This window comes from Bacteroides sp. 1001136B_160425_E2, from assembly GCF_015559655.1.
Lineage (GTDB): Bacteria > Bacteroidota > Bacteroidia > Bacteroidales > Bacteroidaceae > Bacteroides > Bacteroides luhongzhouii.
Map to the genome: position 1 here is coordinate 1 of NZ_JADMQH010000015.1, position 24370 is coordinate 24370.

At 45.4% G+C, this 24370-nt stretch carries 23 protein-coding genes; 17 read left to right on the forward strand and 6 right to left on the reverse strand.

The genetic code is table 11. The annotated features are described in order from the left end of the window. Positions 1-127: 127 nt before the first annotated feature. The 3 genes from I2I04_RS15440 to I2I04_RS15450 form a co-directional block, all read right to left on the reverse strand. A complete protein-coding gene (locus I2I04_RS15440) occupies positions 128-541 on the reverse strand; it encodes an N-acetylmuramoyl-L-alanine amidase (RefSeq protein ID WP_195655398.1) in 414 nt (137 codons plus the stop codon). Positions 542-545: 4 nt separating this feature from the next. Then, a complete protein-coding gene (locus tag I2I04_RS15445) occupies positions 546-653 on the reverse strand; it encodes a smalltalk protein (RefSeq protein WP_151935230.1) in 108 nt (35 codons plus the stop codon). A 173-nt stretch (positions 654-826) separates the two neighbouring features. Beyond that, positions 827-1315 (reverse strand): DNA-binding protein, encoded by a 489-nt coding sequence (locus I2I04_RS15450; protein ID WP_143258738.1) that lies wholly within the window; start codon positions 1313-1315, stop codon positions 827-829. 221 nt (positions 1316-1536) lie between these two features. On the opposite strand from I2I04_RS15450, the gene I2I04_RS15455 reads away from it, so the two are divergent. After that, positions 1537-1755, forward strand: coding sequence for a DUF4248 domain-containing protein (locus I2I04_RS15455; protein WP_195472816.1), 219 nt, complete (start codon positions 1537-1539; stop codon positions 1753-1755). Positions 1756-1882: 127 nt separating this feature from the next. Here the strand turns inward: I2I04_RS15455 and I2I04_RS15460 are convergent, their stop codons facing one another. Next, positions 1883-3745, reverse strand: coding sequence for a DUF3987 domain-containing protein (locus I2I04_RS15460; RefSeq protein ID WP_143258736.1), 1863 nt, complete (start codon positions 3743-3745; stop codon positions 1883-1885). Positions 3746-3764: 19 nt separating this feature from the next. Continuing rightward, positions 3765-4388, reverse strand: coding sequence for a BT4734/BF3469 family protein (locus tag I2I04_RS15465; protein WP_195655399.1), 624 nt, complete (start codon positions 4386-4388; stop codon positions 3765-3767). Positions 4389-4553: 165 nt separating this feature from the next. On the opposite strand from I2I04_RS15465, the gene I2I04_RS15470 reads away from it, so the two are divergent. The 15 genes from I2I04_RS15470 to galE all read left to right on the forward strand — a co-directional run bounded on the left by I2I04_RS15470 (position 4554) and on the right by galE (position 21501). Continuing rightward, positions 4554-4694 carry a hypothetical protein gene (locus tag I2I04_RS15470; protein ID WP_185911498.1) on the forward strand — a complete coding sequence of 47 codons (141 nt, stop codon included), beginning with the start codon at positions 4554-4556 and terminating at the stop codon, positions 4692-4694. Between the two features lie 559 nt (positions 4695-5253). Next, the gene (locus tag I2I04_RS15475; RefSeq protein WP_143258734.1) at positions 5254-5841 is read left to right on the forward strand and encodes a DUF3575 domain-containing protein; all 588 of its coding nucleotides are present in this window, start codon (positions 5254-5256) and stop codon (positions 5839-5841) included. A gap of 14 nt (positions 5842-5855) precedes the next feature. Then, a complete protein-coding gene (locus tag I2I04_RS15480) occupies positions 5856-7286 on the forward strand; it encodes a DUF3868 domain-containing protein (RefSeq protein ID WP_195655400.1) in 1431 nt (476 codons plus the stop codon). 27 nt (positions 7287-7313) lie between these two features. Then, entirely contained in the window at positions 7314-9026 is a 1713-nt protein-coding gene (locus I2I04_RS15485) for an Mfa1 family fimbria major subunit (RefSeq protein ID WP_195655401.1), read from the forward strand. A 44-nt stretch (positions 9027-9070) separates the two neighbouring features. Beyond that, positions 9071-10054, forward strand: a complete 984-nt coding sequence (locus tag I2I04_RS15490; RefSeq protein WP_229127000.1) for a FimB/Mfa2 family fimbrial subunit — start codon at positions 9071-9073, stop codon at positions 10052-10054. After that, a complete protein-coding gene (locus tag I2I04_RS15495; RefSeq protein WP_195655403.1) occupies positions 10047-11147 on the forward strand; it encodes a hypothetical protein in 1101 nt (366 codons plus the stop codon). Before I2I04_RS15490 ends, I2I04_RS15495 begins: the two co-directional genes overlap by 8 nt. 45 nt (positions 11148-11192) lie before the next feature. Next, positions 11193-14435 carry a DUF4906 domain-containing protein gene (locus I2I04_RS15500; RefSeq protein ID WP_195655404.1) on the forward strand — a complete coding sequence of 1081 codons (3243 nt, stop codon included), beginning with the start codon at positions 11193-11195 and terminating at the stop codon, positions 14433-14435. Positions 14436-14646: 211 nt separating this feature from the next. Beyond that, positions 14647-15072, forward strand: a complete 426-nt coding sequence (locus tag I2I04_RS15505; protein WP_074909211.1) for a SoxR reducing system RseC family protein — start codon at positions 14647-14649, stop codon at positions 15070-15072. Between the two features lie 7 nt (positions 15073-15079). Further along, positions 15080-15961, forward strand: coding sequence for a Fe-S cluster domain-containing protein (locus I2I04_RS15510; protein ID WP_074909207.1), 882 nt, complete (start codon positions 15080-15082; stop codon positions 15959-15961). A gap of 24 nt (positions 15962-15985) precedes the next feature. After that, a complete protein-coding gene (rsxC, locus tag I2I04_RS15515) occupies positions 15986-17323 on the forward strand; it encodes an electron transport complex subunit RsxC (RefSeq protein ID WP_195655405.1) in 1338 nt (445 codons plus the stop codon). A gap of 5 nt (positions 17324-17328) precedes the next feature. Then, positions 17329-18321: an RnfABCDGE type electron transport complex subunit D gene (locus I2I04_RS15520; RefSeq protein WP_143258728.1), complete on the forward strand. Its 993-nt coding sequence runs from the start codon at positions 17329-17331 to the stop codon at positions 18319-18321. Next, entirely contained in the window at positions 18318-19049 is a 732-nt protein-coding gene (locus I2I04_RS15525; protein ID WP_120069932.1) for an RnfABCDGE type electron transport complex subunit G, read from the forward strand. Before I2I04_RS15520 ends, I2I04_RS15525 begins: the two co-directional genes overlap by 4 nt. Before the next feature lie 15 nt (positions 19050-19064). Beyond that, positions 19065-19649 carry an electron transport complex subunit RsxE gene (gene rsxE, locus I2I04_RS15530; protein ID WP_004295586.1) on the forward strand — a complete coding sequence of 195 codons (585 nt, stop codon included), beginning with the start codon at positions 19065-19067 and terminating at the stop codon, positions 19647-19649. A 22-nt stretch (positions 19650-19671) separates the two neighbouring features. Further along, entirely contained in the window at positions 19672-20244 is a 573-nt protein-coding gene (gene rsxA, locus I2I04_RS15535; RefSeq protein ID WP_004303570.1) for an electron transport complex subunit RsxA, read from the forward strand. Between the two features lie 222 nt (positions 20245-20466). Next, complete coding sequence (gene galE / locus I2I04_RS15540) at positions 20467-21501, forward strand: UDP-glucose 4-epimerase GalE (RefSeq protein WP_074705183.1); 1035 nt, start codon at positions 20467-20469, stop codon at positions 21499-21501. A gap of 257 nt (positions 21502-21758) precedes the next feature. On the opposite strand, the gene ispE is transcribed toward galE, so the two are convergent. After that, complete coding sequence (gene ispE / locus I2I04_RS15545; RefSeq protein ID WP_143258727.1) at positions 21759-22583, reverse strand: 4-(cytidine 5'-diphospho)-2-C-methyl-D-erythritol kinase; 825 nt, start codon at positions 22581-22583, stop codon at positions 21759-21761. A 221-nt stretch (positions 22584-22804) separates the two neighbouring features. On the opposite strand from ispE, the gene dnaB reads away from it, so the two are divergent. After that, a complete protein-coding gene (dnaB, locus tag I2I04_RS15550; RefSeq protein WP_143258726.1) occupies positions 22805-24364 on the forward strand; it encodes a replicative DNA helicase in 1560 nt (519 codons plus the stop codon). The last annotated feature ends 6 nt before the right edge of the window (positions 24365-24370 follow it).

Here is a 24370-nt window from a genome sequence, read left to right on the forward strand (position 1 = left end):
GCTACAAATGTTGCCACACAAATGGAAGGAAAAGAATAAAGAATGATGGAGATACAACTATAGATGGCTGCTTACCTTGAAAGGAGATACAGCCATTTTTTATAGTGTACTTTATCGGATGCTTACATTATAAATCCCGATATTCCTTCACACACTCAAAGCATGGACACCCTTTCATTGGGTTCAAGTCACGATGTCCAACAATCAACGCTTTCGGAAACTGCCGTCGTAATTCACGCAATAAAGCAAGCAGCGATCCTCGTTGTTCCAATGTACGAGTATCTTTTGGTTTCCCGTTCGCATCCAATCCTCCCTCATAACAAACACCTATCGAATGGGCATTATGATTACGGCAGTGTGCTCCGACCTTTTCTAACGCACGTCCCCGGTGGATCTCCCCGTCGCGAGTAATGTAAAAATGATAGCCAATATCACGGAAACCACGGTGCAGGATATGATCTTGTCGGCAAGCCTCCGCCGAAAGGGATTTTCCTTCCGGCGTGGCACTGCAATGAATGATAATCAGTGTAATAGTTCGCATAGATCTATATGCAACTTTGTACTCCGATCAAGCCCCCGATAGCGGTGGCAACGGTGATGATTACTTTGATAATGAAGCTCCATACGGAGCGGGAAGAGGATGATTTGCTCATACAATAACAGGTTTTAAATAAATGGATAACAGTTTTCTTTTGTCACAGAGCTGCAAACTACGCAACTATGCACACTACTACACTGATTCACACAGAAATAAATAATCGACTACTTTAATGACTACCAATTAAATTATAATCTGTGGAAATCTGTGTAATCAGTGGTGAGCCTTTTAAGCAGCCGGGTCAGGTGCTTCGCCGCCTCCATCCGGTTTCGGATCAGGGTTATCATCCGGATCAGAACCACCTCCGGAAGTGCCCGGTTTCTGATACTCAGCCTGCTGTTTCAACTGACTGTCGAGTTTCAAGTTGGTAGTTGATAAGTTACCGGTGGCACGAGCTTTCAGACGCATGCCGCTAATATTTTTCTCCAACGAGAACTCTTCCAGCGTATCAGCCGCCTTACTGCGAATACCTACCCCAAAAATGGCAAGATCATCAATTTTCACACACTTTCCGTCCAGCAACAACTCCTTGATACAATCTACCATATCCGAAAGCACACCTTTGATGACACCACCGGAATACGGTGAATTGTGCTTCGACATGTGTTCGGCAAGCTTTGCCAGATCAAACGTCTCGTCGCTTACTGCACGGGCGAACCACTTACCCGCATTCAAGCCTTTTTTCTGCTGGTTCTGATAAATTTTGTAACGAATCATAAAACAATAAATTAAAGGGTTAAAACATCGTGTCTCCGGGATTCTTTTCCCTTCCGACGATACAAAGATAGGATGTCGGAAGTCCGAAAAATCGCTTATATGCATTTATGTCCGTTACTTGTCAGTTATGTGCAGTTAGGGTCGGTTATTCAACCGGAAAGCCTTGCGTATGTACAACTATTTTGCTATATTTGTAACATTAAATCAAACTCTTATCCATTATGATCGAATTCAGAATACGTGCCTACGGGCGCATGGAACTGGCGCAACTCTATTCTCCCGAACTTACTGATATTGCCGCTTACCGAAAAATGAAAAAGTGGATAGAGCGGTGTCCCGGACTGCTGCAACGGTTGTACGACCTGGGCTATCAACCGGAGCACCGTTCATATACGCCTTTGGAGGTGAGGGTGATTGTGGATGCATTGGGAGAACCTTAAAGCGGCGCTTTAAGGGGGCTAAAGCTTAGCTTTATGCTCTCTAAAGCGCCGCTTTAGTATCCGTAAAATGCTGTACCGTTATTTATCTGCGGCGGGGGTACAGCGGGTACACTTTTTCCGGGCTCACTCACACACGCGCACATGCGCGTTCATATACTCCGTTGGCATCTCCCTTGACTAATATGCCTCGCTGCGTCAGTCGTTTCAACCAAGTGATGGCGGTATTTTTCTTAATTCCGATGGCTTCTGCTATCTCTATCATTTGTGCACGAGTGAAACGGTCGCCCAACTGCGAGAAGAGGAAGTCGCGGTCGGCATTGGAACGTCGGCTGATTTCCGTGGAAGGAAGGAAAGAGAGTATGTGTGTGGCATGGCGGTAGAGCGGTTCCGCAAGACGGAGCACTGCGTGGAAATCGTCAGGGGTGATGGCAACCTTCCAACGGGTGATGATATTGTCTTTGATGTTATCTTCGGGAATGTTCTTATCCGGAGTCAGTCCCGAGGCGGGAGCGTTCTTCACTTGGTAGGGATGCGGGCTTTCGAGGGCACGCAGCAGGGCTACTATCGACATGATGCGGCATAGATTGACAGCCAGGCGGGCGATGGAGCTGTACATCTCCCTGCCGTTGGCTATGCTCGAGCGTTGGAAGAGGTGGGAGAATTGGGCGTTGAACTCTTTTTTCTGTTCCTCGGTAAGGCAGAGCGTGTGTATCCCATGTGCTCTTATCTGTTCCACTTCTTTTTTCCATTCCAATCCGAGGTTGGTAAATACTTCTTCGAGATCCAGGTCGTCTTCCAAAAATTGGTTGATCCATTGGTCGATGCCGTAGAGGTAGTAGAACAATTGCCGGGAGAAGGCTCCGTCTTCCGTGGTGGGGATGAAGGATTTCACTTGCGACGGTGTGCCGGAAATGTTGAGGGAGATGTAGCTTTTCTTCACTTCACGGTATTCCTGGTCGGTGCGGCGGTTGTAAGACAGGCAGTCGTGGTCGAAGGCTTTGCGGAGGGTATCGCTCCAATGTCCATGGTCTGCGTTGATGGCGGTAGAGAGGGTATCCGCTTCAGATTCGCAGATAAATCCTATTCCGTCAGAGTCCATAATATTTTGCAGGATGCCTGTGCCGGTGTTGTTACCCGAAATGATGAACATCTTGTTGGCGGGCATTTGCGGTGCGTCCACTTTCGCTCGTTCTTTGCCCAATGCCTCGTAGGCGGCTTTCTCTTTCTTGTAGATTTTCATCTTTGCTGCCACTTCCGCACGGATTTCGTCGTGAATGGGAGTGGCAAGCAGCCGGATGTAAGAGAGGATGCTCTTGCCGGAAGCCGAAGGAGCGATGGCAAAATACTGAAGGCAGGGATGCAGGAATTTGCCGCTATAGGAACAGCGCAAGTGTGGGGCGATGGTTGCGCCAAGGGCTGTCAATGCTCCTAAAAGCATAACATCTTTTAGGGCGTCGCTTTTGCCATAGGTAATGATACGTTGCAGGAGTGTGGGCCAATTGGCTTTGGGGAAGGTGGGCAGTTGTTGCTTTGGTTCACTGCCCGAGAGAAGTTCCTCTTCTTCTCTTTCCTCTTCTTGGGTATTTTCCTCCTTTCCGGTATTTCCGTCATTGTCTACCTTATAACGCGCGCACGTGTGTGTGGAGAAATTTGCCCTTGAATCTTCTGTACCCTTTGTACCCTTCGGGTTGTTTATAATGTCGTCTTGATGGAGCTTGACTCCTGCGATTCCGGCAAGGTGGAAAGCCGTGCCCAGATGTACGTCACCATGTTTTGTGGCGAGTGCGTTGGAGAACACCCGTTCGGTATGTTCGCGTTGGTACTTGGCAGACAGGCAGCAGAGACGGTGGAAATAGTTGCGCCCGGCTTCGCCGCAGTCTGTGGCGATGGCAAATGCCAGTTGTATGTATTCGATGTAAGTAGGGGCGATGTCTGCTCCTGCCGTTTCAACTGTCTCGGTGAGACGGCGTAGTGATTCGATGTTGTTCATTTTTTCTTATTGTCTTATGTTAGATGTTTCTGAATAAAGCTTCGGGGTCGTGGCTAAGAAAGCAGGATCTTACGAGGTCTTTGCCGGAGAAATCTACTTTGGTCTTTGTTTCGGGAAAAACAGATGTTTCTGTATTATATGCTGTCTCTACGTACCACATTGCCCAACTCATGCATTCTGTGATTTGTTTGTAGCCAGTTGCCGTGGATAAACGGTGGGTGGGTACAAAGGCCTTTACACCCAGTCCGCTGGGACTGATAAACGTGAGTACGGGACGGAGGAGCGGGTCGTCATGTAACACACGGCGCATTTCTTCTGTTTCTCGGTAAGAGCGGAAATGGTCCAGGTCCACTATCACCAGCCCTGATGGGGACAGGAGGCATTTGCTGCTGCGGCGGGAGAAGGTGCCGCAGGGAGTTACATAGGGCAAAAGTCTTGTTTTTGCTATGCGTATGTCCGGTGCGTTGCGTACTTGCTCGGTCAGGAGTCTGAGGTTCCCGTTGCTGGTAATCATTCGGAAAACCTGTTCAATGCAGGCTTCGCAGGTGGGGAAAAGTGTGGGAGGAGTGAGTATTTGCCCCTGTTTGTCTTTGATAGGGGCGATAGGAGGCATGAAATAGGACATTTTGTAATTGTTTGGCATAATTATTTGTTATTATAAATTAAATTATTTACTTTGCAACATATACATGTACATGTTTGAAACATGGTGTAAATGTAGTAGAAACAAAATAAGTATTATCCTGACATGTTAGGATGAAAGTTAAAATAATTAACCGTTAAGGTGCAATTTTAATAATAAATAAGTATGAAAAAAGAAAAAAACTATTACGCTGCATTAGGAGCTGGCGTTAGTGAGTTGCTTAAACACGCGTATTTGACAAATGAGAATGTGTACAAGGCATTGGGGATCGGCCATGATCCTTTGAATGAGTTAAAAAAGGGCTAGATTGCTCATTGGGTAATTACTTAAAAGTTGTGGAACTCTGTTTTGATTATCTTGACGAGGAGGAAATAGAGAGGGTTCTGGACAGGTGGAAACGGCTATATATGAGGTATCGTAAGGAAAAAGAGGAGAGAGAAGAATGCAATGAAAAGCAGGTGAAATAAAAGATGGCAGGCGAGAAAATTTTCTCGCCTGCCATCTTTTTATGAATCAATTTTTGTGGCCTTATAAAAAAATAAGGGGAGGAGTGTATGGCAGTTTTCTTATTTGATTTTTTTGGAGATGATTAAAAAAAAGTCATATTATATTGTTTCTTTAAGGAATTTATGTAACTTTGCCCGTAAATTAATATACCTCTTATGAAGAGGTGCTGATTTTTTTATATTGCTTGGTGCTTTTCTTAATCTTATATAGAGAGAAGCATAAATATTGTGTATATTATATTATCATCCGGGATATTGTCCGATGTAGTTTTATTAGTACATTTGATATGTACTTGTGGGGAATTCAGAGGGTTAAATAAGTAAAGACTTAAAGTTAAACTGAATAATACACACTTGAGATGAAACGAACGACTTTTTTTCTGTTGTTAGTCTTGTCTGGGGCGTTATGTCCGATGGCGAGAGCACAGAAAGTAGCAATTAAGACAAATGTTCTGTATGATGCGTTTTTGAATGTGAATGCAGGCGTGGAGGTAGGTTTGGCTCCTCGTTGGACATTCGATTTATCTGCCGATTACAATGGATGGACACTTTCTCATGAGCGGAAGTGGAAACACTGGCTTTTGCAACCGGAAGCGCGTTATTGGTTCTGCGACCGTTTTGCCGGTCATTTTATGGGTGTCCACGCTTTAGGCGGCCAATATAACGTTGGCGGTCTGAAGAATAGCCTTTCTTTTCTAGGTACAGATTTCTCTGTAGTTTCCGACCGTCGTTATCAAGGATGGTTTGCCGGTGCCGGCGTTGCATACGGTTATGCATGGATATTGAATAAGCATTGGAATTTGGAAGCCGAACTCGGGGTGGGTTGGGTTTATACACGCTACGATGTCTATCCATGTGCAACTTGCGGCACCAAACTTGCCAAAGGAAAATCGCACAACTATTTTGGTCCCACAAAAGCGGCTGTCAATCTGGTTTATACATTTTAATTCGGTCTGTAGTCATGATTACAATAAACAATAAAATAGCTAAAATAATAGGTAGTGTTTTGTTGTCACTACTTGGTGTGGCTGGAGTAAAAGGGCAGCCGCTTATGAATGGGCAAGTGACAGTGCGAAACCTTCTCGTTTCCCGTTCGGATGACAAACTCTTCATTTCGATGGATATAGACGTATCCGATTTAGAGGTTAAGAGCAATCGCGAAGTAATATTTACGCCGGCATTGGCAAGTGATGACAACACGTTGAGCTTGCCTGCAGTGTTGATTGCAGGGCGCAATCGGTATTATCATCATTTGCGCAATGATAACTTGAGACCAGCGACTACGCAAATTTACCGTCGTAGCGACGTGTCGGTAGTGGAATATCGTACGGTGGTGCCTTATGAAAAATGGATGAATACATCCAAACTTGTTACCCTGAATGAAGTGTGCGGATGTTGTGACGAGACGCTTGCCGGCGAAAACGAACCGTTGCTGGCGCTCCGTCTCGAACCGAAGGCGTTTGTGCCTTCTTACATATATATACGCCCGAAAGCCGAACCAAAAATTAATGTATTGGAAGGCTCAGCTTATATCGATTTTCCTGTAAACCGTACGGAAATACATGAGAACTACCGCCGTAATCCGGTGGAATTGCAAAAGATTCTTTCCACCATTGATGCTGTACGCAACGATGCCGATACGCGCATTATCTCTGTCAGCATCAAGGGATATGCATCGCCCGAAAGTCCATATTCTAATAACGAGCGCCTTGCCATGGGGCGTACGAAGACACTTAAAGAGTACGTACGCAAACAATATAATTTTGCCGACTCGCAATTCATTACCGACTACGAACCCGAGGATTGGGCCGGGTTGGAACGTTACGTTGAAAGTTCATCTTTGGACAACAAGGCTGGCATCCTTGCCTTGATACGTAGCAATATGGATCCGGACGCCAAAGAACGGAGTATCAAGACTGCTTTTCCGAAGGAGTATGCTTTCTTGCTGAAAGAGGTGTATCCGGGGCTGCGCCATTCGGACTATGCCGTGAAGTATGAAGTGCGTGCTTATACTGACGTGGAAGAGATTAAACGTCTCATCAAGACACAGCCGCAGAAGCTAAGCCTCAATGAAATGTATCTCGCCGCACAAGAAATGGAAATAGGCAGTGAGGAGTATAACGAAACATTTGACATCGCTGTGCGTATGTTCCCCGACGATGAAGTGGCTAACCTCAATGCTGCCAATATCGCTATGAGTCGTGGCGGTCTTAAAAGTGCCGAACGTTACCTGCAGAAAGCCGGTGATTCACCGCAGGCTATCTATGCACGCGCCACTCTTGCTGCTTTGAACAAAGATTTCGACACTGCCGAAAAAATGTTTGAAGAAGCTGTGCGTAAAGGAATGCCGGAGGCAGAAAAGATGTTAAGGCAAATTGAGGAAATCAAATAAGGAATACTAATTTAAAAATAAGAAAAGATGAGAAAAAGCTGGAGTAAAATTTTAGCAGGCGCTTTATGTTTTGCATTGGCAGCTTGTAACAATGACGACATTGCTACTGTGAATGATGGTGATGTAGAAAACGGAGTTTATATGCGCTTTAGATTGGAACTGCCCCAAACAACCCGCAGTGTAACAGACACTGAGGAAGGGAAGGATGATTATGGCACTTCTAACGGTGGTATAGAAATTGGAACAGATAATGAAAACAAAGTGACAAAAGGTGTTTTGGTTGTTTTAACCACGCCCGATCGCAAATTTATTGCGTCTAGCTATATATCTGGTAGCGACGGAACAGAAGGGGTTGATGCAAACACTTACACCATGGGACTTTCTGAAACGGCATTGCGTGGCCAAGCCGGAAAAGATGTATTGATTTATGCCTTTTGCAACCCGACAGATGATTTGATAGAAAAGGCTAATAAATTTAATTCCGGAGAATTGCTGACAGTGGGAAATGCAACCTATAAATTGTCAAATGGAGAAAACATGGAGATATGTACAGGTGGGAGATTCTTAATGTCAAATGCTGTTTTATTAACCAACACGCTGCCAGAATCTTTTGCTCTATATAAGACGAAAGAATCTGCCTATCCTTTGGGGACAGTGAAAGTGGAACGCGCAGTGGCTCGTTTCGACTACAAACAGGGACCGTCCGATAGTGAGAATGGAGATAGAGCTACTGCTACTTATAATGTTCTCAAAAATTCGGAAGGTAAAACCATGGTTCAAGTACAGCTGACCGAGGCGGCTCTGCTCAATATGAGTAATGAGTTTTATTATTTGCGCCGCACTTGCAAACGAGATGGCAGTGGCAATGCAGATTATACTAAATTCGACCTTTGCGGGCTTGAGACGACTGATAATTATGTAGTGGATTACGACTTTGATGACAAAATCTCTTATACGGGAAGCGAAGATTTAACGGGAAACTTCTTCTATAACTTAGGAAAATTCACTGATAATGGATGGATTTCCGGACAGTTTGGCAACAACTCCGAATGGAAATGGGTGAAATTGACCGAAATTACAAGCAAAGTAGAAAATGACGGTGACAACTGGCAGAATGCGCCCAGCGATATAGAGAAGACCGGTTATCGTATCTGGCGTTATGTGACAGAGAACACAATACCTTCTCCGGGCAGACAAATGAACGGTATTTCGACCGGTATTGTATTTAAAGGACATATTATCGCCACAGATGATAATCCTGATGTGAAAGCTGCTATGGCACAAGGAGAACCTCTTTATATGTACAACAATTCATTGTATACCCGGAGTATGTTCGCAGGTTTATCGGAAAACACTGCCGTTAAGAATGCTTATAATGCAGTGATGGCTGCAGCTGCCGGCGGCACCCCAACGGATAAGATGTGGACGGACCACGGTTTTACTATCTACACACTCAACCGTGCCAACAATGAGTATGAAGTACTTTACTATTATTGGAACCGTCACAACAACAACGGCATGCCTGCAGAAATGGGCATAATGGAATTTGCTGTAGTACGCAACAATGTTTATAAATTGTGCGTAGACAAGATTTCCCTACTGGGACATCCCACAGATCCGGGCAAAGATCCTGATCCGGTAGATCCGGGCGATCCGGACGAAAGCAGTGATGTATACTTCAAAGTGTCTGTACAAGTGTTGCCATGGGTAGTTCGCGTCAATAACATCACATTTGATTGATTAAAACAATGCAAAGTAGAAAACAAAATATAATTTCAAGACTTATGGCTGCAGTGTTTTGCGCTGCAGCTATGGGGCTTGTTTTTTCTTCGTGCGAACGCATCTACGAGGATCTTGATCCTTGTCCGCATGGTGTATCGTTACGCTTTATCTACGATTATAACCTGGAGTTTGCCAACGCATTCCCGAATCAGGTAGATTGCCTTACTTTGTTTATTTACGACGAAGAAGGCAACTATGTAGACCGCCGTATCGTCATTGGCACCGAATTGCAAAATGAGGACTACCGGATGCAGCTCGACTTGAAGAAAGGCACATATCGCTTTGTGGCCTATGGTGGAATGGCATGCAAGGAGAAAACCTTCTCGCTGCTTCAAGAGCCTGCCATCGGAAGCAATTATACCGATCTGCGGGTAGAAGCCGACTGGCGCCGCGTCGAGTCTGTTCTTCCTGAAAAGCGTAAATTGCATGATATGTTTTGGGGTGAGCTTACTCTTGCTACGTCCGACCTTTATCAGAACGGGGTGGTGAAGATGATGAAGAACACCAACAACATCCGTATCGTATTGCAACAGATGAACGGTGAACCGGTGGATGACAAAGACTATGAGTTTGAAATCACCGACGACAATACTTTGTTTTCGTACAACAACGACTTGCTTTCGAATGGTCCGGTCACCTATACCCCGTGGTCGCAAGGACAAGCCTCGACGGGAGTCATTGAAGGAAGCAAAGAGGAAGTGGTGGCTTATGCAGAGTTTTCCACGTCACGGTTGATGACGAAGAACAGTCCGAAGATGATTATCCGGCGTAAAGTAGATGGAAAGGAAGTGGTCAACATTCCTTTGATTAATTATCTGTTAATACTCAAAAGTGATCATTTTGCCACGATGCCCCCACAGGAGTTTTTGGACCGGGGATATTACTGGTCGATGATATTTTTCCTTGATTCAAGCCACGAGTGGTTTAAGGTGACTATAAAAGTAAACGATTGGGTAGTCAGAGTCAATAATATAAAATATGAATAAATTCGTATATATTATTCTATTCAGTTCCATTGTCTGTCTGTTGTCTGCTTGCGGCAGTGACAAAGAGGAGATGAGCCGATTCAGTGGTGATGATGATGCGGTGTGGGTAAATCTCGATATCAATGTTTCGCTTACAGATGTGATGTATTCGGGCGTTACCCGTGCCGAAGGCGACGGATACGAAAATGCCGCCAACGGTTACGAATTGATGAGCACACTGCGTATCATCGTAGTGCGTCCTGATAACACTGTAGAAGAAAACCGGTTTATCTCTTTCCGGGATGTTCTGCAACATTATGGGGATGAACGCTTCAAAGTGCGCGGCAGGGAAACCAAGCGAGTTTATCTGTTTGCAAATGAAAACTCATCGATAGACGTTCAGTCGGAAGATGGTGCCTGGCTCAATTTAAAAGAGGAATTGGAGCAGATTAAAAAGGGAGGTACGTTTCCGGCGGATAAATTCGGCAAGCTAATGATAAAGCTGGATGAAGGTAAACAACTGGCGGTGAATCCTCACTATCTGCCCATGAACGAATGTCATACGGTGGAGGTGGGAGAGACCGACCAGAAAGCTGATTTGTTCATCATAAGAGCTGCTGTCAAATACTCATTCTATGTCAAGAACGAAAGTTCTCGAGACAAGACTGTCACGGGATATGCCGTTCATGATATGGCTAGACAGGCATATCTCCTGCCACGAGGTGTGAGGTATCGGAATGCAGAGGGAAGCGATGGGACAATTTATAAAGAAATTGAAGCATTTGAGGTTCCCGAAACGGAATATTATACCTATCGCTTTACAGCTAACTATTCTTTGCCAAGAGGTAAAGAGGTCACCTTGTCGCCTTCCTGCTATTTTTTGGAGGGCAAACACGTGTATGAAGGTGAAGGAGGAGCGGACGAGAAGAAGAATTATTCGGTAAGCCTTGGGGTAGACGGCGCGGAGCTGAAAGGCTTTTTGGAGAACGTGCCCCAACTGCCGCGCAATACACACGTAAAAGTATACATTACCATTAAAGATACAAGCATGGACTGGAAGGTAGATGTGCGTCCATATACTGAAATCACATTAGATCCCGGTTTCGGGCTATAACCAACGAAGGGAGGATTTCCTTAAAATAATTTTATGCAGGAAAATATGAAACGAAATATTCTTTATAGTCTTACGGGTATGCTGATATTTGTTTTGGCTGCCTGCACGGACGATTGGTTCAACAACAGATACGAGCAAATGCCCGAAGGGGAAACCGACGTAAATGCAACGGTAGAGTTTCTTCCTCTTCGTCCGGCCTTGGACGTAAAGACACGCACGGCAGGGGATGCCATCAAAGACATCAACAACCTGTGTGTGCTGCTGTATGATAAAGAAGGAAACCTGACGAAAGCATATTACCTCCTTCCCGAAGGTTCTGCTTCTACAGAAAGCAACGACGGTTCTTTCAAGGTAAAAGATGAAGATCGTACAAACGCCGACGCAGAAGGGGAGACAAGCGCGGAAAGCCGGACTCAGCAAGCCTCATTCCGATTGTCCGGAGTGCCTTATGGCAATCATTATATATATGCAGTGGCCAATATGGGAAATCTGGTGAATAGATTTTACCCTGCCATCAAGACTAGGGAAGGACTGAAATCCATCGGTTTGGAGTGGCAAGCAGAGAACTGGGTGTCGACGGAAGAAACCGGTGACGGTGCAAAAAGCAAAGCCATCGCCAACAACCAGATGTTCGGTCATTTCACCACGCTGCCGGATGCCCCCACAGGAGCCAACCGCAATACGGAAGATGCGCTGGTAGCTATCAACAAGAAAGATATGACGCTGCATGCATGGATACGCCGCGCAGCCTCCAAAGTAACTGTTGCATACGATGCAAGCAACTTGAAAGAAGGGGTTTTCATTTACCTGAAGTCAGTGCAGATTAAAGATATTCCGACTCATTGTTATTTGGGAAAAGACAATATGGTGGGGAAAGAAGGATATGGCTTGCACTTTCCTGAAAAGGGAGAGGATATGCCTGACGGAGAGGTGATCAAATACTACGAAGGAGATACGGAACCGACAGTGTTTGATGCATCATATCCAGTACGTCTGTCCACTGGTAAATCTTATTATCCGTGGCCTGTTGAAGAAAACGGAGTGTTACAAAAGAAAGGGCACGAAGAAACTGCCGATGCCTTGTTTTTCTTCGAAAATATGCAAGGAAAAGGCCCCAGTAAATTGCAAGATGCCGATAGGAATGGAGAATTGGATCATCCCGGATTGCCGGGAGATCCCGGTTATCTGCCGAAAGATAACGTGCCTTATGGTACTTACATCGAAGTAGATGCCTATTACGTTTCCGTCAACCCTGAAAAAGTGGGAAGCGGAAATATCAAATATCGTTTTATGCTTGGAAAAAATGTGGAGGACGACTACAACGCCGAGCGTAACCATCATTATAAACTCACACTGAAATTCAAAAACTTCGCGAATGATGCCGACTGGCACATAGAATATAAGGAACCGGAACCGGGTATTGAGGTGCCGAATCCTTATTATATCTCTTATCTGTATAATCATTCGATGATGTTGCCACTGAAAATCAGAACAGGAGGACTTAAACTGGGTAAAATAGAAGCAAGTATTAAAGACAACCGATGGGGGCCCCACAATGCATTAAGTACTTTCGATTATTACCATCCGATGGATATAGCCAATGCCAACCAGTGGAACGGTTTTTTGTCCCTGCGTGCGACCAAGGATTTGGTTATAACCGGAACGTCTCCATATACTCCCACCTCCAACCAGTCTTATTATGAAGAGCATAAAAGAGGAGAACGAACGTATCCTATCGAAGAAAAGAATGCGATCACGGACGAAGAGGAACATAGTTTCTATGGTGAAGAAGGAGAGAAAGATGACGGTGAATATAAGGTAAGAAAAGAAGGTGATAGCATATATCATGTGCAACTTCCTATGTACACCCGCGCCAAACAGATGATTAAACCCACCGGCCACACTGGGAATAATCCCTATGTAGCCTATCAACGTAGATCGGAAGTGGAGATAAAAGCGACGTTATTGAGGCCGGACGGTACGGTATGGGGAACGATTTCCACCAATTCTTCCGCTACAAACTCCGCCAAGGGGAATGAAAACCCTGTTATTTATCAAGTACGCCGCGTTGTCAACCCCAAAGGTATTTGGCGCAGCCATAGCAATAACGAAGGATTCGACGTTCTGTTGAAACGATTGCCCAAAGAAAATGGAACAAAATTTGAGGCATTCGCTTCCGAAGGTCCGTGGAAAGCCTATGTGGTTTGTGGGGATAAAAACTTTATCAATTTAGGTGTTGGCAAGGAACATAGCAAAGTAAGCAACGACACCGTTTATGGAAAAACCGGTTCGAATATAGATTTTAAAATTGACTTTAAAGGCAATTGCGGAGAAAATGAAAACCGATATGCCATCATACGGGTAGAGTATCACAACTATACTTGCTACCACTTGATATTTGTACGTCAAGGAGATGCTCCCGATGCATTGATTGATGGAGGGACCGAATGGCATGCGTGCAACATGAAAACTAAAACCACAGAAGCCGCTTCTCCGCTAGAAGAAGGTTCGTTGTTCAAATGGGGTAACCTGACCGAGCCAATCGACGCGATCAATAATAAGACCCCGGGTCCATATTGGATAAACGTTACACCGGAATCTTTCCAAGGGCCAGGAACCCAAAAATTAACCATTGCCGGCACAAGTGAAGGAAAGACATGGGGAGAGATAAAACCTGTAAACGCGCCGCCGAAGGACAGTGGTTTCGATGCTGCATTTGTCGATTCATCGCAGCTTCCTTCAAATACAAGAATTGCTTCTTATGATGATTTTAAAGCATTATATGACCATATAGACATCAAACAAGGATATGGTATATTGTATGGAGATGGATCGACAAGTACTGAAGATGATATAAACGACGCGTACGGTTATGACTACAATCATACAAAGCGCGGAATGCGTGGTTGTTTTGTCTACAATCAGCAAACCGGAAAAAGTCTGTTCTTTCCTATTGGAGCTTCCGGATATGGACATAGAAAAGAAAAAGATGCCAAAGGCGCGGGCACATTAAGATATGCAGCAACTCGAGCCGAACGATTCCCCAGTGGATGGCTTAGCAAGAGCTACCCCGTGGGCGTCGAGGGCGCTCCTCTCTTTTATGACGTATATATGCGTCCCGGAGCAATCTACTGGTTGAGCCATTATGTAAAGGCTGAAAAGCCCGGAGATGGGAATGCAACCGGATGGGATTTCAATTACTTTACTTTTGATTTCTATCCCATCACCCATAGTTCAACCGGCGATGCACAAGATGCCTGCTTCGTACGATGCGTAGAAGATAAGTAGAATAAGTTGCATAATGTAGAATAAACGTGAGTTCGACATATCGAACTCACGTTTGTTTATTAGAGTACTAAATGATAGGAATCTTTTTTCCGTGTGCGATAACGTAAACACAAAAAATAACAATTTATTATGTAGAAAAAGTTGGGGGAATGCTTCGTAGTTCGCAAATAATGATTAAATTTGCCGCGATTTGTAATGCGGAGTTTGCAAAATGACGAATAATACTATAAAGCATCTAGGTATTGTGGAAAACATACAAGGTTCTCATCTGTCGGTGAGGATTGTCCAGACATCGGCTTGCGCGGCTTGTAGCGCAAAGGGGCATTGTTCCTCGGCGGATAGTAAGGACAAAATCATAGATATTATAGATACCGCGGCTTCTTCCTATCAGGTGGGAGAGAGGGTGATGGTAGTCGGCGAAACGTCGATGGGCATGATGGCGGTAGTATTGGCTTTCGTACTTCCTTTCGTACTTCTTATATTTTCATTGTTTCTTTTGATGGCATGGATAGAGAATGAGTTGTATGCAGCACTTCTTTCTCTGGCTGTTCTTGTACCTTATTATTTCGTTTTATGGCTTAACAAAACGCGACTCAAACAACAATTTTCATTTACTATAAAACCAATAAATAACTAAAAACATTATGAATTTGATTCTGATTGCAGTGATTTCATTGGGAGCTATAGCGCTCGTGCTGGCCGCTATTCTTTATGTGGCTTCCAAGAAATTTGCCGTGTATGAAGACCCGCGGATTGCTCAGGTGGGAGAAGTGCTTCCCCAGGCTAATTGTGGTGGATGTGGCTATCCCGGTTGTAGCGGATTTGCCGACGCTTGCGTCAAAGCCGGTTCGCTGGATGGTAAATTCTGCCCCGTAGGTGGACAACCTGTCATGGCACAAATTGCTGATATCCTCGGACTTGCAGCCGGTGAAGCTGAACCGATGGTAGCAGTGGTGAGATGTAACGGAACGTGTGCAAATCGTCCGCGTACCAACCAATATGATGGTGCGAAGAGTTGTGCTATTGCCGCTTCATTGTATGGTGGGGAAACAGGATGTAGTTACGGATGTCTGGGGTGTGGCGATTGTGTGGCTGCTTGTCAGTTCGATGCCATTCACATGAATCCTGAAACAGGGCTTCCGGAAGTGGATGAAGCGAAATGTACCGCTTGTGGTGCCTGTGTGAAGGCTTGCCCGAAGGCGATCATTGAAATCCGTCCGCAAGGAAAGAAGTCACGCCGCGTGTATATCTCTTGTGTGAATAAAGACAAGGGAGCTGTGGCACGTAAGGCTTGTACAGTGAGCTGTATCGGCTGTGGCAAGTGTGTGAAGACTTGTCCGTTCGAAGCTATTACGCTGGAAAACAACTTGGCTTACATCGATCCGCACAAGTGTAAATCTTGTCGGAAATGTGTGGAAGTTTGTCCGCAGAATACCATTATCGAGTTGAATTTCCCGCCGCGGAAACCGAAAGAAGAAGCTCCGGCTGCTCCGAAGGCTACAGAAGCTCCGAAAGTAACAGAATAATAACAGAAAAAAATACAGAACTGTATGTTAAAGACATTTTCAATTGGTGGAGTTCATCCACACGAAAATAAATTGTCGGCACATCAACCTATTATCACAGCGGAAGTTCCTGCAAAGGCTGTTATTTTGCTGGGGCAGCACATCGGTGCACCTGCAAAACCGATTGTAGCGAAAGGGGATGTGGTAAAGGTAGGTACACGGATTGCCGAACCTGCCGGCTTTGTTTCGGCAGCCATTCACTCTTCGGTCAGTGGTAAAGTGGCGAAGATTGATACCATAGTCGATGCCAGTGGTTATGCGAAACCTGCTATCTTCATTGATGTGGAAGGCGACGAATGGGAAGAAACAATCGACCGTAGCACCACACTGGTGAAAGAGTGTGAGCTTTCCGCAGAAGAGATCGTAAAGAAAATTGCCGATGCCGGAATCGTAGGTTTGGGCGGTGCTTGTTTCCCTACACAGGTGAAACTTTGTCCTCCTCCTTCTTTTAAGGCTGAATGTGTGATTATCAATGCCGTAGAATGTGAACCTTACCTGACTGCCGACCATCAGCTGATGCTGGAACACGCGGAAGAAATCATGGTAGGTGTTTCTATCCTGATGAAAGCGGTGAAAGTGAACAAGGCATTTGTCGGAATCGAAAATAATAAGCCGGATGCTATCGAACTGATGACTAAAGTGGCCTCCAGCTATGCAGGCATCGAAGTAGTGCCCTTGAAGGTGAAATATCCGCAAGGAGGTGAAAAGCAACTGATTGACGCGATCACCAAACGTCAGGTGGCGAGCGGCGCATTGCCTATCTCTACGGGAGCCGTCGTGCAGAACGTGGGAACAGCGTTTGCTGTTTATGAGGCAGTGCAGAAGAATAAGCCGTTGTTCGAACGTGTGATTACCGTGACTGGAAAGTCGGTTGCGAAACCTTCCAACTTCCTGGCTCGTATCGGTACACCGATGAAACAGTTGATTGACGCTTGCGGCGGTCTGCCCGAAGATACGGGTAAGGTGATCGGTGGCGGTCCGATGATGGGTAAGGCACTTGTAAATATAGAGGTTCCTACTGCGAAGGGCAGTTCCGGTATCCTGATTATGAATCGGAAGGAAGCCAAACGTGGCGAAGCTCAAACCTGTATCCGTTGCGCGAAGTGCGTGAGTGCCTGTCCGATGGGACTGGAACCGTACTTGCTCGGAGCTTTGTCCGAAAACGGGGATTTTGAAACAATGGAAAAAGAAAGAATCATGGATTGTATCGAGTGCGGCTCTTGCCAGTTCACTTGTCCTGCCAATCGTCCGTTGCTCGACTACTGTCGTCTGGGTAAAGGCAAAGTAGGTGCTATGATTCGTGCACGTCAAGCTAAAAAATAACGAATATGGAAAATAAATTAATCGTATCACTATCGCCCCACGTTCATGGCGGAGACAGCGTACAGAAAAATATGTATGGCGTGCTGATCGCACTGATTCCGGCCTTTCTGGTGTCTCTCTATTTCTTCGGACTGGGTGCCCTGATTGTCACGGCTACTTCCGTTGCAGCTTGTTTGTTCTTCGAATGGGCGATCGGGAAATATTTAATGAAGAAACCTACCACTACCATCTGCGACGGCTCTGCCATCATCACAGGTGTGTTGCTGGCATTCAACTTACCGTCTAATCTTCCTGTCTGGATTATCATTCTGGGTGCACTGTTTGCTATCGGTGTAGGCAAAATGTCTTTCGGCGGATTAGGCTGCAATCCTTTCAATCCGGCATTGGCAGGACGCGTGTTCCTTTTGCTTTCTTTCCCGGTACAGATGACCAGCTGGCCGGTAGTCGGACAGTTGACCGCTTATACGGATGCTACCACCGGTGCCACTCCGCTGGCATTGATGAAGCAAGCCATCTACGGTGACACTGCCGCTTTAAGCCAGATTCCGGACGCATTGACCTTGCTGATCGGACAGAATGGCGGATGCTTGGGTGAAGTGAGTGCACTGGCCCTGCTGATCGGACTCGTTTATATGCTCTGGAAGAAAATCATCACCTGGCATATTCCTGTGTCTATCCTGGCTACCGTGTTTATCTTTGCAGGTATCATGCACCTGGCAGATCCTGAAAAATACGTTTCTCCGGTATTGCAATTGCTCTCCGGCGGTCTGATGCTGGGTGCTGTCTTTATGGCAACCGACTATGTGACTTCTCCGATGAGCAAAAAAGGAATGTTGATTTATGGTGTATGTATCGGTCTGCTGACGGTTGTCATCCGTCTGTTCGGTGCCTATCCCGAAGGTATGTCGTTCGCCATCCTGATTATGAATGCGTTCACTCCGCTGATTAACACCTATTGTAAACCTAAACGCTTTGGGGAGGTAGCGAAGAAGAAATGAAAAAGTTACAATCATCTTTAAAGAATATGTTGCTGGTGCTTACGGGCGTGACGGCTGTCTCCGTAGCGTTGCTGGCTTATGTAAACGAACTGACAAAAGGCCCCATTGCCGAAGCGAACGCGAAGACGCTGAACGAGGCCTTGAAAAAGGTTCTTCCCGAATTTACCAATAATCCGGTAGCGGAAAGCGATACGATCTTCAGCGAGAAAGACGGAAAGAAGAACGTTGACTTCATCGTTTATCCCGCCAAGAACGGCGAAGAACTTGTAGGAACGGCTGTCGAAGCTAAATCAATGGGATTTGGCGGCGAACTGAAAGTGCTGGTAGGTTTTAACGCCGAAGGTAAAATCTATAATTACTCGTTGCTCGCTCACGCGGAAACTCCGGGACTGGGCTCTAAAGCCGACAAATGGTTCGGAGCATACGACCCGGCCAAGGGAGAACAGGCTGTATCTCACGAAGCGAGTACGAAATCTATTTTGGGGATGAATCCGGGTGAAACTCCGCTGACCGTCAGCAAAGATGGGGGAACGGTGGATGCCATTACAGCTTCTACCATTACTTCACGTGCTTTCCTGAATGCGGTGAATGCTGCCTATCAAGCCTATAAAGCCAAAGGTGGTGAAGTGAACGGTGTCAGCGGTGCATCTCAAAAGGCTACAGACGCAGACGCAGCTACGGGAGCCACAATAAAAGTTGAACTTACTGATTCGGTCAGTGCTAAATAAGAAAGGAGACAGATAATGAATAACTTTAAAGTAATGATGAACGGGATTATCAAAGAGAATCCTACGTTTGTACTCCTGCTCGGTATGTGTCCTACATTGGGTACGACTTCGTCGGCCATCAATGGTATGGGTATGGGACTGGCTACCATGTTCGTATTGATCTGCTCGAATGTGGTGATCTCTTTAATCAAGAACCTGATTCCGGATATGGTGCGTATCCCGTCGTTTATCGTGGTGATCGCGTCTTTCGTAACCTTGCTTCAAATGGTGATGCAGGCATACGTGCCGGGACTGTATGCTACGCTCGGTCTTTTCATCCCGTTGATTGTGGTGAACTGTATTGTGTTGGGGCGTGCCGAAGCCTTCGCTGCCAAGAATAACGCAGTTGCTTCTATGTTCGACGGTATCGGCATGGGGCTTGGTTTCACCATTGCCCTGACATTGTTGGGTGCTGTTCGTGAATTCCTCGGAACCGGTAAGATTTTCGATCTGACCATCATGCCGGAAGAATATGGAATGTTGGTGTTTGTGTTGGCTCCGGGTGCTTTCATCGCTTTGGGCTATCTCATCGCGCTGATTAACAGTTTCAAGAAAGCCTAATTCAATTAAATAAGAAAAGAATATGGAATATATATTGATATTTATATCGGCAATCTTTGTAAACAACATCGTGTTGTCGCAGTTCCTGGGTATCTGTCCGTTCCTGGGCGTATCCAAGAAAGTAGAGACTGCGATGGGTATGAGCGCTGCGGTTGCTTTCGTGTTGACCATCGCTACCATCGTTACCTTCCTGATTCAGAAGTTTGTATTGGATGTTTTCGGACTGGGATATTTGCAGACCATTACATTCATTCTGGTCATTGCCGGATTGGTACAGATGGTGGAAATCATTCTGAAAAAAGTATCGCCTGCTCTGTATCAGGCTTTGGGCGTGTTCTTGCCCTTGATTACCACCAACTGTTGTATTCTTGGTGTGGCTATCCTGGTGATTCAGAAAGACTACGACCTGCTGACAGGTGTTGTGTACGCGTTCTCTACGGCTATCGGCTTCGGTCTGGCACTGGTGCTTTTTGCCGGATTGCGCGAACAGATGAGCCTCGTGAAAGTTCCGAAAGGAATGCAAGGCACTCCGATTGCCTTGATTACCGCCGGTTTGCTTGCTATGGCATTCATGGGATTCTCCGGCGTGGTGTAAGGATTTACAGTTGATAATTAAATAGGGGATTGGAAGCTCTGCTGTGTGGCGACATACAGATTTGAGTTTCCAATTCTTTTTTATACCTAATTGCTACCAAATCGTACCTTAATCACTTTTTGATAAATAAAATGGTGGCAGATTATTGCTATTCCATTTTATTTCCATACATTTGTAACTCAAACAATAATAAGCCGAGAAACTAACCATTTTATAAAGTATATGAAAGAAAGAATTTTAGTAACAGGCGGGACAGGATACATAGGGTCTCATACTGTTGTAGAACTACAAAACAGCGGATATGAAGTAATCATCATCGATAATTTATCAAATTCAAGTGCTGACGTCGTTGACAATATAGAGAAAGTTTCCGGTATTCGCCCAGTTTTTGAAAAGCTGGACTGTCTGGACTTTGCAGGTCTTGATGCAGTATTTACAAAATATAAAGGAATTAAGGCGATCATTCACTTTGCAGCAAGCAAAGCAGTAGGAGAATCGGTACAGAAACCATTGCTTTACTACCGTAATAACTTGGTTTCTTTGATTAACCTGCTCGAACTGATGCCAAAACATGGAGTAGAAGGTATTGTGTTCTCTTCTTCCTGTACAGTATACGGCCAGCCGGATGAACTGCCGGTAACGGAAAAGGCTCCGATTAAGAAAGCGGAATCACCCTATGGAAATACGAAACAGATCAATGAAGAAATTATTCGTGATACGGTAGCTTCAGGTGCTCCGATCAATGCGATTATGTTGCGCTATTTCAACCCGATTGGTGCGCATCCTACGGCATTGCTGGGTGAACTTCCCAATGGAGTTCCTCAAAACCTGATTCCATATCTGACCCAGACCGCCATTGGTATCCGTGAGAAACTAAGTGTGTTTGGTGACGATTATGATACACCGGACGGTTCTTGTATCCGTGACTTTATCAATGTCGTTGACTTGGCTAAAGCCCATGTGATTGCTATCCGTCGTATCTTGGAAAAGACGCAAAAAGAGAAAGTGGAAGTGTTCAATATCGGTACAGGACGTGGCGTTTCTGTATTGGAATTAATAAATGGCTTTGAAAAAGCCACCGGCGTAAAACTGAATTATCAGATTGTCGGACGTCGTGCAGGCGACATTGAAAAAGTTTGGGCGAATCCGGATTTCGCAAACAAAGAACTGGGTTGGAAGGCTGTAGAAACTTTGGAAGATACTTTACGTTCTGCATGGAACTGGCAGCTGAAACTCCGTGAAAGAGGGATCCAATAAAAGAATTCTGTTTTTAAATTAACATAAAAGATTAAACAAATCGTGCATGCGATTTGTTTATTTGATGCCAATCGACCTGAAGCTGTTTATGAGTATGCGAATATACGTAAATAGTACTTATGCCTCCCCGGCATAGACAGGAAAGATTGCATAGTAGTTTTGTCGTGTTTTATTTTGTGTTTGTGTTGTGACGGTACTACGACGTGAGTCGTGGTACCGTTTTTTTATTCGCCCGGTACGGGCGAACAATACTATGTTTATAGCTTTCCTTTGAAACAGAAAACGTCTCTTCCTTCAATTGTTTCCGGTAGGGACGTTCCGGGGGCGAACAGTCCGAACACTGAAGAGCCGGAGCCGCTCATGGAGGCATAGATTGCTCCTTGATTATAGAGTTCCCTTTTGATTTCTCCGATAACGGGATGTTGAGGGAACACACTTGCCTCGAAATCATTGATTAGGATATTCCTCCATTCTGCAACCGGACGCAGGATTGCCTCTTTGACCGGATATTTCGGATGGTGCGGATGGATATTTGAAAAGGCTTCCCGGGTGGAAACGAAAACGTTCGGTTTGACAATCATGATTTGATAGCCGTTTAATGAAAGCTCGATCGGTGAGAAGATGTTTCCGATACCTTCGGCATAAGTCGGCTTGTTTTTAATAAAGAAAGCACAGTCCGCTCCCAAAGTGGCGGCATATACCTCCAGCTGTTCTTCGGATAATTCCAACTGAAAATGATCGTTGAGCAACTTCAGCATAAAAGCGGCATCGGATGAACCGCCCCCCAGTCCGGCTCCCGAAGGAATATGCTTGTACAAATGAATTTCGACAGGGGGAAGGTGAAACTCCTTGTCCAGCAGTGAATAAGCCTTTGCCACCAGGTTGTCTTCCGGATTGCCGGCTATTTCCATACCATACTGGTGGAGGGTAATCTTCTTTTCAGCTTCAGAAGAAGTCCGGATTTCGAGGGCATCCTCAAGTGCTACCGGATAGAAAACAGTTTCCAGATTGTGATATCCGTCCGGGCGTTTCTCGGTGATGGAGAGCCCCAGGTTTATTTTAATATTGGGAAAGGCGAGCATATTTACTATTTTACAATTTACTATTTGCAGTGCTGCACATGACAATTAATCATGTGTTGAATGTCATTCGGGGACAAAGTTAGTAAAATCTTCATTTTTCCTTATCCATTCTTCATGATTATATTCTATCTTTGTCGTCCCGACCGGAAGAACTCTGTTATTTATGGAGTATGTCCGGTCGCGAATAGTAAATAGCAAATTGTAAAATAGTTAATATCTTCATGGCCGAACAGAAAAGAAATACCCGCAATGCAAAGTCTACTAAAGTACAACCGGTAAATGATTATGGTCGTATTCAGCCGCAGGCACCTGAACTGGAAGAAGCAGTTCTGGGAGCTTTGATGATTGAAAAGGATGCTTACTCATTGGTGAGTGAGATTCTTCGTCCCGAATCTTTTTACGAACACCGGCATCAGTTGATTTATTCTGCTATCACCGATCTTGCGGTGAATCAGAAACCGGTGGATATTCTGACTGTAAAGGAACAACTTAGCAAACGCGGAGAACTGGAAGAGGTGGGAGGTCCGTTCTATATTACTCAATTGAGTAGTAAGGTGGCTTCATCGGCACATATTGAGTATCACGCCCGTATTATTGCGCAGAAATCTCTGGCACGTGATCTGATTACGTTTACAAGCAATATCCAGAGTAAAGCGTTCGATGAAACGCTGGATGTGGACGACTTGATGCAGGAAGCGGAGGGTAAGCTCTTCGAGATCTCGCAGCAGAATATGAAAAAGGATTATACGCAGATCAATCCGGTGATTGACGAGGCCTATAAGTTGATTCAGAAAGCTGCGGCGCGAACCGACGGTTTGAGCGGTCTTGAGAGTGGTTTCACAAAGCTCGACAAAATGACTTCCGGTTGGCAGAATTCCGACCTTATCATTATCGCTGCACGTCCTGCGATGGGTAAGACAGCCTTCGTACTTTCCATGGCTAAGAATATTGCTGTCGATTATCGGAATCCGGTGGCGTTGTTCTCTCTTGAAATGAGTAACGTTCAGTTGGTGAACCGTTTGATTGCGAATGTCTGCGAGATTGAAAGTGGAAAGATCAAGAGCGGACAGTTGGCAGGTTATGAGTGGCAACAGTTGGACTATAAACTGAAGAATCTGATGGATGCGCCGCTTTACGTGGATGATACTCCGTCTCTGTCTGTATTTGAACTTCGAACGAAAGCACGTCGTTTGGTACGTGAGCATGGGGTGAGAATCATTATTATTGACTACCTTCAGTTGATGAATGCAAGCGGTATGGCGTTTGGTAGCCGCCAGGAAGAGGTTAGTACCATTTCCCGTTCGTTGAAAGGACTGGCAAAAGAGTTGAATATTCCGATCATCGCACTGTCGCAGTTGAATCGTGGTGTGGAAAGTCGTGAAGGTATCGATGGTAAACGTCCGCAGTTGAGTGACCTTCGTGAATCGGGAGCCATCGAGCAGGATGCCGATATGGTATGCTTTATCCACCGTCCCGAATACTATAAGATTTATCAGGATGATCGTGGTAATGACCTGCGCGGTATGGCGGAGATTGTCATCGCCAAGCATCGTAACGGTGCGGTAGGCGAAGTGTTGCTCCGGTTCAAGGGAGAATTTACCCGTTTCTCTAATCCGGAGGACGATATGGTTATCCCGATGCCGGGTGAGCCCGCCGGGGCTATGCTGGGATCGAAGATGAATACTGGTAATGTCGGTTCCGCGCCTCCTCCCGCGCCTGATTTTATGCCACAGACGGGCAATCCGTTCGGAACACCGGGGGATGGGCCTTTGCCGTTCTAGTTGCGT